Source organism: Arthrobacter sp. R1-13 (assembly GCF_054161475.1).
Genome location: NZ_CP096420.1, coordinates 2,715,406 through 2,728,688, shown reverse-complemented (window position 1 = coordinate 2,728,688; position 13,283 = coordinate 2,715,406). Strand labels below are relative to the sequence as shown.

Genomic DNA, 13,283 nt, shown 5'->3' with positions numbered 1-13,283 from the left:
TTTTTATGACGCAAAGCCTTCCAGTACGTGGGCTGAACTTCCCCGTACTGACCGGCAATACATATGCTTTATTCATATCCACTGGTTCTCAAACTGTGTTCCCCAGGAAGTGCGGGACTGGATGCAAACCTGCACATGAATGAATTGGAGTTTTGATGTCTGCACACATCGGTGTCACCGGCCTCGCGGTCATGGGTGCCAACCTGGCCCGAAACCTCGCCAGGAACGGCTTCACCGTTGCCCTGCACAACAGGTCCGTGGAGAAGACGGATGTTCTGCTGGAAAAGCACGGGCACGACGGCGACTTTGTCCGAACCGAAACCCTGCAGGAGCTGGTTGATTCCCTGGAGAAGCCGCGCCGCGTGCTCATCATGGTCAAGGCGGGCAAGCCCGTCGACTCAGTGATCGAGCAGCTGGAGCCCTTGCTTGAGCCCGGCGACATCATCATCGACGCCGGCAACTCCCACTACGAGGACACCCGTCGCCGGGAAGCTGCCCTTGCTGCCAAGGACCTGCACTTTGTGGGCATCGGTGTTTCCGGTGGAGAGGAAGGCGCCCTTAACGGACCCTCCATCATGCCCGGTGGCTCAAAGGAGTCCTACGACGCCCTCGGACCGCTGCTCGAGAAGATCGCAGCCCAGGTCGATGGCAAGCCGTGCTGCGCCTGGATCGGCACTGATGGCGCCGGTCACTTCGTCAAGATGGTCCACAACGGTATCGAGTATGCCGACATGCAGGTTATTGGTGAAGCCTTCGACCTGCTCCGTTCAGGGGCGGGCATCGAGCCGGCAGAACAGTCGAAGATCTTCGCTGAGTGGAACCAGGGCGATCTCGCTTCGTTCCTGATCGAGATCTCGGCCGAGGTTTTGGGCCACGTGGATTCCAAGACGGGGAAGCCGTTTGTCGACGTCGTCGTGGATGCTGCCGGCCAAAAGGGGACCGGCCGCTGGACGGTCATTTCCGCGCTCGAACTCGGTTCCCCGACGTCGGGCATTGCCGAGTCCGTTTTCGCTCGGGCACTGTCCTCACAGTCGGAGCAGCGCAAGCTCGCGCAGGAGCTCCTCGCCGGAGAGGAAATCGACGTCGAGGTTCCCGCGACGTTCGTTGAGGACGTCAGGCAGGCCCTCTACGCTTCCAAGCTTGTCTCCTACGCCCAAGGCCTGGACATGCTGACTTCCTCTGCCAAGGAATACGGCTGGGACCTGAAGCTGGACGAGATCGCTTCGCTGTGGCGGGGCGGCTGCATCATCCGCGCCGAGCTGCTCAAGGAAATCACCAAGGCCTACGCCGCCGAGGAGAAGCCCGCAAACCTGCTTTTCGCGCCGGCGTTCACCAAGGCAATCGCCGAGGTCCTTCCGGCATGGCGCCGTGTTGTCGCCACCGCCGTTCAGCTGGGTATCCCCGTTCCGGTATTCTCCTCGTCACTGGCTTACTACGACGGCCTGCGCCGCAAGCGCCTCCCGGCCGCTGTGATCCAGGGCCAGCGCGACCTGTTCGGAGCCCACACCTACGGCCGTGTTGACGCCGAAGGTACATTCCACACCCTGTGGGGCGAAGACAAGTCCGAAATCGCGGCCGTGGACACACACTAGTTCCTGCCATAAACAGAACGGCCGGCGACTCCCGAGTGGGAGGCGCCGGCCGTTCTGTTTATGCGTAAGTGGTTCGAGGTTCCGGGAAGCTGTCAGATCCGGTATTCGATGTAGTACTCGGCAGGGTCAACCGCTGCCTTTGTTTCGCGCTGGGCATCCCGGTGGCGCCACGTAGCAGGAACGCCGGTGACGATCGATTCAGCAGGTGCATCCTTGACGACGACGGCGTTGGCACCCACCGCACTGTCGCGCCCGATGGTGATGGGGCCCAGGATCTTGGCCCCCGCACCGATGGTGACGTGGTCGCCAATGGTGGGGTGGCGCTTAACTTTGGCAAGGGAACGCCCGCCGAGGGTCACACCGTGATAGATCATCACATCCTCGCCGATCTCCGCAGTCTCGCCAATGACCACACCCATCCCGTGATCGATAAAGAACCGCCGGCCGATAGTGGCTCCCGGGTGGATTTCGATGCCTGTGAGGAACCGGGCCAGCTGGGAGATCAGCCGGGCCGGAAAGCGCAACGAAGGAGTTTGCCAGAGCCGGTGGGTCAGGCGATGTGCCCAGATGGCGTGCAAACCGGAATAGGCGAAAAAGTTCTCAAAAGAACCTCGAGCCGCCGGGTCGTGTGACCGGGCGGCGTCGAGGTCTTCCTTAAGTCTTGCGAAAAAGCTCACAAAGGTCTTTCTACAGGAAACGGGGGAGAGCGGGCGAAGTATCAGCCGCGGATATCGTCATAGAGCACGGTGGAGATGTAACGCTCGCCGAAGTCGCACACGACTGCCACAATCAGCTTGCCTGCGTTTTCCGGGCGCTTCGCCAGTTCGAGCGCACCCCACACGATGGCTCCGGAGGAGATGCCGCCCAGGATGCCTTCCTTGACGCCGAGTTCGCGTGCGACCCGTACGGAGTCTTCGAGGGTTGCGTCCAGGACCTCGTCATAGACGTTGGTGTCCAGGATCTCCGGAACGAAGTTCGCCCCGATTCCCTGGATTTTGTGCGGGCCGGGTGCGCCGCCGTTGAGGATGGCCGAGTCTTTCGGTTCCACAGCGACGATCTGGACGCGGGGGTTACGCTCCTTCAGGACCTGCCCGACGCCGGTGATGGTTCCGCCGGTGCCGATGCCGGATACGAAGATGTCGACCTTGCCGTCGGTGTCCGTCCAGATTTCTTCAGCCGTGGTGGTGCGGTGGATCTCAGGGTTGGCCTCATTGGCGAACTGCTGCGCCCAGATGGAGTTCTCGGTGTTGGCGACAATCTCCTGCGCCTTTTCAACTGCCCCGCGCATTCCCTCAGAACCTGGCGTGAGCACAATCTCTGCACCAAAGGCGCGCAGCATGACACGGCGCTCGGTGGACATGGTTTCCGGCATGGTCAGGATGACCTTGTAGCCGCGGGCTGCGCCAACCATCGCCAGGGCGATGCCGGTGTTGCCCGAGGTTCCCTCGACGATGGTTCCGCCGGGCCTCAGCGCACCGGACTTCTCGGCTGCGTCGATGATGGCAACACCGATGCGGTCCTTGACGCTGTTGGCCGGGTTGTAGAACTCGAGCTTGACCGCCACAGTTGCATCAAGGCCTTCGGTCAGCCGGTTGAGCCTGACCAAGGGGGTGCCGCCTACCAACTGGGTAACGTCGTCATAGATCCGTGCCATGTATCTGAGCCTGTTCTCTGAGGTGGGAATACTGAGGTCAGCCTAACGAGGCCCGGGAACCCTTGCTAAGCGTTAAGCCATGCAGAGTAATATTTCCGGGCCTTTGCCAGCTTCGGGTTGATGATCACCTGGCAATAGCCCTGCTCAGGATGCTTGCCGTAGTAGTTCTGGTGGAACTCCTCCGCGACATAAAATCGCGGCAGCCTGCTGACCTCGGTAACAATCGGATGCGACCACAGCGCCTGGTTGCGCTCAATCGCCTCCTCAAAAAGGATCTTCTCTTCCGTTGTCTGGTAGAACATCGAGGAACGGTACTGGGTGCCGACGTCGTAACCCTGCCTGTTCAGCGTGGTGGGATCATGCAGGGCAAAAAACATGTCAAGAATGACGTCTGCAGGGATCACTTCCTCGTCGAAGGTAACGGCAACAACTTCAGCGTGTCCGGTGGTGCCGGCACACACTGAGTAGTAATCGGGATGGGGATCGTGGCCTCCGGTATAGCCGGAGACAACGGAGCTGACACCCTTGGTTATCTGGTAGACGGCGTCAAGGCACCAGAAGCAGCCTCCGCCAAGTACAAACGTTTTCATGTCCTCTTCAATGGTTGAAGCAGTCCGATGATTCCCGGACAACCTTACGAGAGTGCAACGCGTGCAGGCGAGGCCCTGCAATAGGGTAAAAATGGGGGTATGGAACCAGTGAACACGGATGTTTCAACGGCGCCCTCCGCCCAGGGCTCGCCCACTACGGACCCCACGGGGACCGAGAACGTATCCTTGACACCGACGCTGGGTGAAATTCTGCTCGCCGTGGAGGAACTCTGGCCGGAGTCCCTCGCAGAAGAATGGGACGAAGTGGGCCTTGTGGCCGGGCATCCGTCTGCATCCGTCAAGCGGATCATGTTCGCTGTGGATCCCACCCTTGAAGTCATCGAAGAGGCCATTGAATGGGGTGCCCAGCTCCTGATCACCCACCACCCCCTGCTGCTTAAGGGCGTCAGCTCTGTCGCAGCCACCACGCCCAAGGGTGCAGCCGTCCACCGGCTGATCGAGTCCGGTACCGGGCTTCTCACGGTTCACACAAACGGTGATTCCGCCGTCGGGGGTGTCTCGGACGTCCTTGCTGATGCCCTGGGTCTCCAGAATGTGGTCCCGCTAATGGCCGCTGCAAATGGCCTTCCGGAAGAAGGCATTGGGCGCGTGGGCGATCTCGCCGACGTTATGACCCTGGGGGATTTTGCCGCCCGGGTGTTCGGCATCCTTCCTTCAGTTGCAGGCGGCGTCCGAGTCTCCGGGGACAAGGACGGCCTCATCCGCAGGGTCGCCGTCTGCGGCGGGGCGGGGGACTCTCTTTTCAATGAGGTCAGAGCCAGCAACGCCGATATCTATGTCACGGCCGACCTGCGCCACCACCCTGCCTCAGAAGCGCGCGAGGCCGCTGTTAACGGCAGGCCCTACCTGATTGACGTTTCACACTTCGCCAGCGAGTGGCTGTGGCTGCCGGCGGCCGCGGAAGCACTGGGCAACGTCCTGAACGACCAGGGCCACGAGGTGGAAATCCAGGTGAGCACCACCAACAGTGATCCGTGGGACTTCATTCTGACTCCCGGCTAAGCCTGAGGTGCGAGGGGCCCCGGGTGAGCGCAGCGAGGCAGGGGAGCAGCGCAGGCGCTAGAGTCTAAAGAGCGCCGCACGGCGTCCGGCTCCGGCCGGTTGGAACAAGCGGAGGTAGCAGTGGCCAAGGCAGCACCGGCGGAACAGTTGAAGTTGCTGGAACTTCAGGGGCTTGACGCCAAACTCAAGTCACTGTCCAACCGCCGTCGTACCCTTGAAAACGATCCCCGCATCACGGACCTTGAGGCGGCCCTTAACGTCGCCAACGGCGAGCTGGGGGCGGCAAAGATGGCCGTTCACGACGCCGAGACGGAGCTTAAGCGCGCCGAGGACGACGTCGAGCAGGTTACCTCGCGGATCGCTCGGGACGAAGCGCGGCTCAACAGCGGCACGGGTTTGTCAAAGGATCTTGTGGCGCTTCAGAAAGACATTGCCTCGCTGAACAAGAGGCGGTCAGACCTCGAGGACGTTGAACTCGAGGTAATGGAACGGCTCGACGCCCTGCGGGAACGTCAAGCGGCCCAGCAGCAGATCGTGGACGATATCAAGGCTTCCTTCAGCGTGATCCGGGCAGAACTCGATGCCGCCCTGGCCGAAGTGTCTGCTGAGGAGCACACAGTTTCCGCCCAACGTTCCGCTTTCGCTTCCGGACTCGACGCCGGGATGCTGGCGGTCTATGAAAAGACCCTCGCCAAAAGGGGAGTCGGGGCCGCGCGGCTGTTCCACGGCAAGTCTGAAGGTTCGGGTATGCAGCTCAGCCCGGGCGACCTCGCCGAGATCAAGGCAGCGGCAGAAGACGATATCGTGTTCTGCCCGGACTCCGGCTGCATCCTTGTCCGCTCGGCCGAGTGGGCCTAAGGCCGTCTCCAGCCTTTACTACTTCCTTAGCCGGGCAGGATGATGTTGAGGGCGTGAGCCTTGCGGGCGGTGCCTTCAACGAGTTCGCAGCTCCACTTCTCGCCCGCAGCTTTCAGCAGCTGCGCCGGGGTGGCGGGAGCGTTCCCTCTACGCGTCAGCAGGTGCCGGGCCACCTCACCACGGGTGTGCTTGGCGAAGTGGCTGACCACCTTGCGCACTCCTGCCACCTCGGTGAGGACATTGACCGCTACGGTCTGGCCGGCCGGCGGCGCCCAGGCCGCGGCGTAGGTGCTTGAGCGGCAGTCCACGAACAACTCGCCGGCTGTCAGGCCGGCCAGGGCTTCCGTAATCCTGGGCTTCCAAAAGGAAGCCAGGCGTCCGACGTCGGGAAGTGCAGTTCCCATGGATAACCGGTAGGCGGGCACCCGGTCATCGAAACGAATGGCTCCCCACAGGGCCGAGATGACCACCACAGAGTCATGCGCCTTTTTCCGTTGCGCCGGAGTGAGGGACTGGTAGCCCAGTGCGTCGTACAGCACGCCCGAGTAGACCTGGTGGGCGGGAGCTGCTGGCTCCCGGTGCAGGCGGGTGTTGCGGTCGACGTCGTCCTTGAGCGATGCCCCAACGCCCAGAAGGGCGAGGGCGTCTTCATGCGCGCTCACAGTACCGAGCGCCTCCAGTACTTCTGCCCGGTGGGTATTCAGTTCGGGGAAACTCAGCGTGGGCCAGTGGACGGCGTCGCCGCGGACGGCGGGGGTCTTGCCTTCGGAAGGGGGGAGCAGAATCAGCACCGTACGATCTTAGGGGCCGCAATGGAGGCCTCCAAAGATGACAAAGGCCAGGCAGTGGATCAGCGGTGCAGCCGCTGGAGCGGCTGCCCGTAGAATGGAACGTGGATGGGTTGACCAGGCGGCCGCGCGTCACGAAAGTGGCTCGAGGAACGTCCGGGCTCCGCAGAGCAGGGTGGTGGGTAACGCCCACTCGGGGTAACCCGCAGGCCAGTGCCACAGAAAACAGACCGCCTGCAGTTCGGTTGTGTCCGCACAGCCGGACGCGCAGGTAAGGGTGAAACGGTGGTGTAAGAGACCACCAGCTTCCCGGGTGACCGGGAAGGCTAGGTAAACCCCACCCGGAGCAAGGCCATACAGGGCGCGTTTGAGGGCTGCTCGCCCGAGTGCCCGGGTAGGCCGCTGGAGGGCGTCGGCAACGGCGTCCGTAGATGGATGGCCGCTACTCCCGTGCCGGTAACAGCACGGGAGCACAGAACCCGGCGTATCGGTCAACCCATCCACACACTGCGTCGCGTTCCCGGTAAGGGAAGGCTACGCACTCCATGTGAGTGACTTCACGCTCAGCCGAGGCAGGAAGTCAAGCCCTTCGCCTCTAGAATGGAGAGTGAACGTAGAAGTTCTGCCGCCGGATCTGCGTTTGCAGCGGCGGTTTTTCTTTGCGCTTCTCCAAGGCACCCGGGGTGGACCGAATCCCCGCTGGTGCCTGTGCCCCGGAATACCTCCGGCGGCCGACATCTTCATACGAAGACGTATGCAGTTGACCCAAGGAAGGTAGTTCTGTGAGCCAGACGTCAGATTCTTGTCTTGATACGTGGATGGGCCGGGAGGCGCTTGCTGAGGCCATGATCCCCGTGATCGGCCGGCTGTACCGCGAGAACAACGTGGTCACCAGCATCCACGGACGCAGCCTGATCAATAAGTCCACCATGAACATCCTGAAGGCACACCGGTTTGCACGCCGGATGAGCAAGGACGAACTGCTTCTCGAAGAGACAGCTCCTCTGCTGAATGTCCTGTCCCAGCTGGAACTTGGGGCTGCGGCAATCGACATCGCCCGCCTCAACCAGAAGTACAAGGTCGAGGGCAACGGCGCCACCCTTGAAGACTTCCTGCGCGACGAGCTTTCGGACATCGTGGGCAAGCGCGGCGGCGACGACCGCACCAGCACCGACGTCGTGCTCTATGGTTTTGGACGCATCGGCCGCCTCCTGGCACGCCTGCTCATCGAAAAGGCCGGTGGAGGCCATGGCCTGCGCCTGCGGGCCATCGTTGTGCGCCGCGGCTCGGACAACGACCTTGCCAAGCGGGCCAGCCTGCTTCGCCGTGATTCAGTGCACGGTTCGTTCGAAGGCACCATCCGTGTTGACGAAGACAAGAACACCATCACGGCCAACGGTGTCCAGGTTCAGGTCATCTACTCTGACAATCCTGCCACCATCGACTACACCGGCTACGGCATCCACAACGCACTCGTGGTGGACAACACGGGCCGCTGGCGCGACGCAGAGGGCCTGTCCCAGCACCTGCAGAGCAAAGGCGTTTCCCGCGTACTGCTGACGGCCCCGGGCAAAGGCGAGCTGAAGAACATCGTTCACGGCATCAACCACGGGACCATCCTGGACTCGGACAAGATCGTCACCGCGGCATCGTGCACCACCAACGCCATCACTCCGGTCCTGAAGGCCATCAATGACAAGTACGGTGTGGTCCACGGGCACGTCGAGACAGTCCACTCCTTCACCAATGACCAGAACCTGATCGACAACTTCCACAAGGGTGACCGCCGTGGCCGTTCGGCAGCGCTTAACATGGTGATCACCGAGACCGGTGCGGCCAAGGCCGTGGCAAAGGCCCTACCCGAGCTGTTGGGCAAGCTCACCGGCAGCTCCATCCGCGTTCCCACGCCGGATGTCTCCCTCGCCATCCTGAACCTGAGCCTCGAAAACGGCACCACGAAGGAGGAAGTCAACAACTACCTCCGTGAAATGTCCCTGCACTCGGAACTGCGCAAGCAGATTGACTACATTGACTCTCCTGAAGTTGTGTCCACCGACTTCGTCGGATCCCGCCGTGCGGGCATCGTCGACGGTCTCGCGACGATTTCCAATGAAAAGAACCTCGTACTGTACGTCTGGTACGACAACGAATTCGGCTACAGCTGCCAGGTAGTCCGCGTTATGGAGGAGATGGCCGGAGTCAATCCGCCATCGTTCCCGGCCAAAGAGCCGGCCTCTGTGCTTGCGGCCATCGCCGTCTAGCATTTCGGGAGTTTCCCGGCTGACACTCTGGTATCAGCCGGGAAAGGTGCCCAGAATGGTGTCATGGATACAGACTCAGCTCTCGGAGAACATGACACCACCCTTGAACATGCGCTTGACGTAGCCCGCGCCAACCATAAAGAAGCCAAACGGCTGTTGGACCAGGCCCGGGCCGCACATGCTGCCGGAGAAATCGGCGACGAGAGGATCAGGCAGCTCGAGGACCTGATGAACCTCGCCGAGGAAGACCTGCGAAGGGTGACAAGGGAGCAGTAATCGGAGGTCGCTGTACCAGGCTGGCCATACCTTCGCCTGGCACTGTTCCTCCACACTGTGGATAGCGCCGGAATTGTCGGTGGCCTGCCCTAGGCTTTTCGAGTGCCCCACAGACTTCCGCTGAACTTCAAAAGTCCAAATACGCGAACCAGCATGGCGGGACAGCCATGACCATTCACTGGTCGGCTTACCGCCGTGCCCGACGCCGTTCCCGGCAGGCGTGGGCCGTGCTGTCCGTCCTTATTCTGGGAATCGTCTGTGTCATCGGCTGGTTCTTCACCGCTGGACAGTTCGCCATCGCGGAGCCCCGCGTCAATGGGCCCTCGGAAGCTCCGGTGCTGGACCCGGACTGGATGAAGCCTGTAGTTCCCGTGCAGCCGGTTCCTGCCGGAAGCGCAGCCGGAGCCTTGGAACAGCTGACCGTTAAGGGCCGGGCACCCAAGAACGACTACGATCGCAGCGCGTTCGGACAGGCATGGTTCGACGCCGACCACAACGGCTGCGACACCCGCAACGATATTCTCAGGCGCGACCTGACAGGGGAGTTGTTCACGGAGGGTTCAGGCTGCAAGGTGGCAAGCGGCGATTTCCACGAGCCCTACACCGGATCCATGGTCTCCTTTCGCCGAGGCTCGGAGAGCAGCATGGAGGTCCAGATCGATCACGTAGTGGCCTTGGCGGATTCCTGGCAGAAAGGCGCCCAGCAGCTGACGAAGCAACAGCGGCAGAACCTGGCCAACGATCCCCTGAACCTCATCGCGGCTGACGGCCCCGCTAACCAGGAGAAAGGCGCCGGGGACGCAGCAACCTGGCTCCCCGGCAACAAGGCTTTCAGATGCCACTACGTGGCACGGCAGATCTCGGTCAAAGCGGCTTACCGGCTTTGGGTGACGCAGCCCGAGAAGGACGCAATGAAGCGGGTGCTTGATTCCTGCCCGTGGCAGCAGACCATTGTGGCGAAATGAGCCGTGTCAGTGCCCGAACGGGTCAGGGTCCACGCCGGGCATCCAGGTAAGGCCCGGCACGCCCCATCCGCTCTTCTTGGCCTGCTTCAGGGCCTTGCGGGAGTATCTGTCAATCAGGCGGTTCACGTACAGTTTGCCGTCGAGGTGATCGTATTCGTGCTGGATGACGCGTGCGAACCAGTCAGTGGCTTCGAAATCCACAGGCTTGCCGTCGCCGTCGAATCCTTGCACTCGAACCCACTCAGCGCGCTTTAGCGGATACTGCCCACCCGGGAAGGAGAGGCAGCCCTCGACTTCCTCATCCGGATCGGGCAGGGCCCCGGAGACCTTGGACAAGGTCAGGACGGGGTTCACCACCACTCCGGTCGGCGGGACATCGTCATCGTTCGCGAACTTATAGATGAAGACCCGCTTGCCGATGCCGATCTGGGGCGCTGCGAGCCCGACGCCGTTGGCGGCGTCGTTGGTTTCGAACATGTCCGCAATGAGACTGCGGAGTTCGTCGTCGAAGACGTCGACCTCGGCGGCCCGGCGGTGGAGTACCGGCTCGCCCCAGATGGTGATTGGCAGAACGGTCATCTCGGCGGATTCCTTCAGTGCAGGGGCAACAAAAACAACAAAGACCGTACCGGATTCCGGTACGGTCTTTGGCGAAAGCCGGCGAGGTGCCGGTCTTCCTGAGGGTGAGCGACGGGGGTTGAACCCGCGACCTCCTGGACCACAACCAGGCGCTCTGCCAACTGAGCTACGCCCACCATGCGCCCTGTCATGCCTTCCGGCGGACCGGCTGGCTGAAAAGGCAACGTCAAATAGTTTACCTGCTGTCAGGGGGTGCTTTTGCCACTTTTTCGTGTTTTGCCAAAAAATCCCTCAAACGTGGTGCACATTACTTTTCCTGTGCTGCCGGGGAGGTGATAGCCGAGGCTGTATCGGGTGCTTCAGTGGCCGGAGTATTGCCCGCCATCACAGCCTTGGAGATCCTCTGGGCCGTGGCGCTGTCTGGTCCGGGGGCGGGAACGAAGACAGCCTCGCGGTAGTACCGGAGCTCATCGATGGAGTCCTTGATGTCGCCGAGGGCCCTGTGGCCGCCAAGCTTCGCGGGCGCCTGGAAGTAGGCGCGCGCGAACCATCGACGGGACAGCTCCTTGATTGTGCTGACGTCGATGACGCGGTAGTGCAGGTGCTCCACCACGGAAGGCATGTCCCGGACCAGGAAGACCCGGTCCGTTCCCACCGAATTCCCTCCCAGTGGTGCCTTGCGCGCATCGGGCACCCATTTCCGGATGTATTCCAGGATGGCGGTTTCGGCTTCGGCCATGGTCTTCCCATGGGGCAGCTCCTCGAGGAGGCCCGATCGGGTATGCATGTCGCGGACAAAGTCGTTCATCTGGGCAAGAGCGGAATCATCCGGCTTGATCACGACATCAACGCCGTCGCCAAGGATGTTCAGCTCGGAATCAGTCACCAGCGCGGCCACTTCAATGAGGGCATCATTGACGGGATCCAGGCCGGTCATTTCGCAGTCGATCCAGACGATGCGTTCGTTAGATATAGGCACCCGTCCAGCCTACCGTTACGCTGCCTAAGGCCCGTCCGATGCTAGGATTTTTGGGTACGCAGCGGGATCAATTACTATGCTGCGCTCAGCTATGGGCCGGTAAGCCCGCCCGGCCTTCCGGCGAACCCTGTACCACCAAACAGATTGGACCCTCCTGAGATGACGGCGCCCGTACCGGCTTCGGGGGAGCTGGCTGCCGTTAAGTCTCCCGAGCCGGCTGTGGTTGAAGTTGACAACCCGGCGTCGCCACTGCTGGCAGGTTTTGTCGGTTCCCTTTTTATGGCTTTTGGATCCGTGGGAGTGGGGTGGCTGGCCCAGGCTTCGGAGCTGTGGCGGCTGCCGCTCTTCATCTGGATGCGCACAGAGGGACTTGGAGTTGCCCTGTCCATTGTTCTGCTGGCGATCGGTGGCATGCTGCTGGTTCGCGCATGGCTTCGACTGGGACAACGCGTGAAGGTCTGGGGACCTGGCGCCCGGAAAGCCACTCTCCAGGCCGTTGCTCTGTGGGGCCTTCCGATGATGTTGTCGGTACCGCTGTTCAGCCGCGACGTCTACGCCTATATCGGCCAGGGCCGGCTCATGGTGGAGGGCTTTAATCCCTATGAGAACGGGATCTCCGCCTTGTCCAACTACTTCCAGCTGGGCGCCGACAAGATGTGGACGGAGGCACCGGTTCCCTACGGTCAACTGTTCCTCTGGATCGAACAGTTCGTGGTGTGGTCCACAAATGTCCACCCGGAGGCGAGTATCATGCTGTTCCGGCTGGTGGCACTGTGCGGCGTCATCCTGTGCATCGTTTACGTCCCAAAGCTGGCCGAACTTCACGGCGTCAATCCACACCGCGCATTGTGGCTGACTGCGGCCAACCCGCTCTTCCTGACCAATTTTATTGCCAGCGTGCACAACGATGCGTTGATGATGGGACTGGCCCTGGCCGGGCTCTACTATTGCGCCACCAAGCGGATGTTCCTGGGACTGGTGCTGGTCACTTTGTCCATATCCGTCAAGCCGATCACCATAGTTTTCCTGCCCTTCATAGGGCTGCTCTGGGCAGGAAAGAACGCAGGCTGGGTGAGGAAATTCCTCTTCTGGGGACTCACCGCAGCGATCAGCCTGGGGATTCTGTATGCCCTGAGCCTTGTCAACGGTTTCGGCTTTGGCTGGATCAACGGCCTCTCCGCGCCGGGCAGCATCTGGATCTGGTACGCCCCTGTGGGTCTTTTAGGGCTGATCGTCGCGTCCATCCTGGACGCCTTCGGCCTTGACGGCTGGGCACTGGCGAAATGGGTCTACGACGCCGGCAAGGTCCTGGCGCTCGGAATAGTCGCCTGGCAGATCTTCCGTGGGGACCACGATCGCCTCATGCGGCGCCTTACGCTGGCCTTCGCCGCCATCGTTGTGCTGGCCCCGATGATCCAGTCCTGGTATGTCGTGTGGCTGATCCCGCTTTTTGCCGTCACAGGCATCCGTGATGACTGGCAGGTCAAAGCGCTGTATTTCATCGTCTCGTTCTTCATGATCTACGCCATTTCGGACCAGTTGGACGTCTTTCCCTACCAGGCTGAGGATCTGGGCCTTGCTCTTGCATTGGCACGTATTGCTGCCGCGGTCATTGCTGTGCTGTTTGCCCTGTACTTGATTTTCCTCGATCCCAGAACCAAATGGCTCTTTACCAAAATGCACGAGCCAATCCCTACGCGCCCTGTCATTTGAGCGCC

13 protein-coding genes, 1 tRNA gene and 1 other RNA gene are annotated in these 13,283 nt (G+C 61.5%); 8 read left to right on the top strand and 7 right to left on the bottom strand.

Annotation, left to right across the window (positions count from 1 at the left end):
* Positions 1 to 155 precede the first annotated feature (155 nt).
* Positions 156 to 1,592 carry an NADP-dependent phosphogluconate dehydrogenase gene (gene gndA, locus M1D88_RS12565; protein WP_458111172.1) on the top strand — a complete coding sequence of 479 codons (1,437 nt, stop codon included), beginning with the start codon at positions 156 to 158 and terminating at the stop codon, positions 1,590 to 1,592.
* A 92-nt stretch (positions 1,593 to 1,684) separates the two neighbouring features.
* Here gndA and epsC read toward each other — a convergent pair whose 3' ends face one another.
* The 3 genes from epsC to msrA all read right to left on the bottom strand — a co-directional run bounded on the left by epsC (position 1,685) and on the right by msrA (position 3,836).
* Positions 1,685 to 2,269 carry a serine O-acetyltransferase EpsC gene (gene epsC / locus M1D88_RS12560; RefSeq protein WP_458111171.1) on the bottom strand — a complete coding sequence of 195 codons (585 nt, stop codon included), beginning with the start codon at positions 2,267 to 2,269 and terminating at the stop codon, positions 1,685 to 1,687.
* Between the two features lie 41 nt (positions 2,270 to 2,310).
* Entirely contained in the window at positions 2,311 to 3,246 is a 936-nt protein-coding gene (cysK, locus tag M1D88_RS12555; RefSeq protein ID WP_458111170.1) for a cysteine synthase A, read from the bottom strand.
* A gap of 65 nt (positions 3,247 to 3,311) precedes the next feature.
* The gene (gene msrA, locus M1D88_RS12550; protein ID WP_458111169.1) at positions 3,312 to 3,836 is read right to left on the bottom strand and encodes a peptide-methionine (S)-S-oxide reductase MsrA; all 525 of its coding nucleotides are present in this window, start codon (positions 3,834 to 3,836) and stop codon (positions 3,312 to 3,314) included.
* A gap of 99 nt (positions 3,837 to 3,935) precedes the next feature.
* Here msrA and M1D88_RS12545 point away from each other — a divergent pair, with 99 nt between their 5' ends.
* Both M1D88_RS12545 and M1D88_RS12540 read left to right on the top strand, forming a co-directional pair.
* On the top strand, positions 3,936 to 4,859 hold the full coding sequence (locus M1D88_RS12545) for a Nif3-like dinuclear metal center hexameric protein (RefSeq protein ID WP_458111168.1): 924 nt from the start codon (positions 3,936 to 3,938) through the stop codon (positions 4,857 to 4,859).
* 120 nt (positions 4,860 to 4,979) lie between these two features.
* Positions 4,980 to 5,717 (top strand): zinc ribbon domain-containing protein, encoded by a 738-nt coding sequence (locus tag M1D88_RS12540; RefSeq protein ID WP_458111167.1) that lies wholly within the window; start codon positions 4,980 to 4,982, stop codon positions 5,715 to 5,717.
* Between the two features lie 26 nt (positions 5,718 to 5,743).
* On the opposite strand, the gene M1D88_RS12535 is transcribed toward M1D88_RS12540, so the two are convergent.
* Positions 5,744 to 6,508, bottom strand: coding sequence for a YaaA family protein (locus M1D88_RS12535; protein ID WP_458111166.1), 765 nt, complete (start codon positions 6,506 to 6,508; stop codon positions 5,744 to 5,746).
* 106 nt (positions 6,509 to 6,614) lie between these two features.
* On the opposite strand from M1D88_RS12535, the gene rnpB reads away from it, so the two are divergent.
* The 4 genes from rnpB to M1D88_RS12515 all read left to right on the top strand — a co-directional run bounded on the left by rnpB (position 6,615) and on the right by M1D88_RS12515 (position 10,007).
* An RNA gene (gene rnpB, locus M1D88_RS12530) (RNase P RNA component class A) lies at positions 6,615 to 7,008 on the top strand.
* A gap of 315 nt (positions 7,009 to 7,323) precedes the next feature.
* Positions 7,324 to 8,766 (top strand): glyceraldehyde-3-phosphate dehydrogenase, encoded by a 1,443-nt coding sequence (locus tag M1D88_RS12525; RefSeq protein ID WP_458114515.1) that lies wholly within the window; start codon positions 7,324 to 7,326, stop codon positions 8,764 to 8,766.
* A 63-nt stretch (positions 8,767 to 8,829) separates the two neighbouring features.
* Entirely contained in the window at positions 8,830 to 9,042 is a 213-nt protein-coding gene (locus M1D88_RS12520) for a hypothetical protein (protein ID WP_458111165.1), read from the top strand.
* A 167-nt stretch (positions 9,043 to 9,209) separates the two neighbouring features.
* A complete protein-coding gene (locus M1D88_RS12515) occupies positions 9,210 to 10,007 on the top strand; it encodes an HNH endonuclease family protein (protein WP_458111164.1) in 798 nt (265 codons plus the stop codon).
* Between the two features lie 6 nt (positions 10,008 to 10,013).
* Here M1D88_RS12515 and def read toward each other — a convergent pair whose 3' ends face one another.
* From def to orn, 3 genes are all read right to left on the bottom strand, one after another.
* Complete coding sequence (gene def / locus M1D88_RS12510; RefSeq protein WP_458111163.1) at positions 10,014 to 10,586, bottom strand: peptide deformylase; 573 nt, start codon at positions 10,584 to 10,586, stop codon at positions 10,014 to 10,016.
* 103 nt (positions 10,587 to 10,689) lie between these two features.
* A tRNA-His gene (locus tag M1D88_RS12505) sits at positions 10,690 to 10,762 on the bottom strand.
* A 131-nt stretch (positions 10,763 to 10,893) separates the two neighbouring features.
* Complete coding sequence (gene orn, locus M1D88_RS12500) at positions 10,894 to 11,523, bottom strand: oligoribonuclease (RefSeq protein WP_458114514.1); 630 nt, start codon at positions 11,521 to 11,523, stop codon at positions 10,894 to 10,896.
* 201 nt (positions 11,524 to 11,724) lie between these two features.
* On the opposite strand from orn, the gene mptB reads away from it, so the two are divergent.
* Positions 11,725 to 13,278, top strand: a complete 1,554-nt coding sequence (mptB, locus tag M1D88_RS12495; protein WP_458111162.1) for a polyprenol phosphomannose-dependent alpha 1,6 mannosyltransferase MptB — start codon at positions 11,725 to 11,727, stop codon at positions 13,276 to 13,278.
* The last annotated feature ends 5 nt before the right edge of the window (positions 13,279 to 13,283 follow it).

Coding starts and splice junctions, on each gene's coding strand:
- mptB (WP_458111162.1), top strand. CDS start 11,725: ATGACGGCGCCCGTACCGGCTTCGGGGGAGCTGGCTGCCGTTAAGTCT.
- M1D88_RS12520 (WP_458111165.1), top strand. CDS start 8,830: ATGGATACAGACTCAGCTCTCGGAGAACATGACACCACCCTTGAACAT.
- M1D88_RS12525 (WP_458114515.1), top strand. CDS start 7,324: ATGGGCCGGGAGGCGCTTGCTGAGGCCATGATCCCCGTGATCGGCCGG.
- M1D88_RS12545 (WP_458111168.1), top strand. CDS start 3,936: ATGGAACCAGTGAACACGGATGTTTCAACGGCGCCCTCCGCCCAGGGC.
- def (WP_458111163.1), bottom strand. CDS start 10,586: ATGACCGTTCTGCCAATCACCATCTGGGGCGAGCCGGTACTCCACCGC.
- M1D88_RS12515 (WP_458111164.1), top strand. CDS start 9,210: ATGACCATTCACTGGTCGGCTTACCGCCGTGCCCGACGCCGTTCCCGG.
- cysK (WP_458111170.1), bottom strand. CDS start 3,246: ATGGCACGGATCTATGACGACGTTACCCAGTTGGTAGGCGGCACCCCC.
- orn (WP_458114514.1), bottom strand. CDS start 11,523: ATGACCGGCCTGGATCCCGTCAATGATGCCCTCATTGAAGTGGCCGCG.
- msrA (WP_458111169.1), bottom strand. CDS start 3,836: ATGAAAACGTTTGTACTTGGCGGAGGCTGCTTCTGGTGCCTTGACGCC.
- gndA (WP_458111172.1), top strand. CDS start 156: ATGTCTGCACACATCGGTGTCACCGGCCTCGCGGTCATGGGTGCCAAC.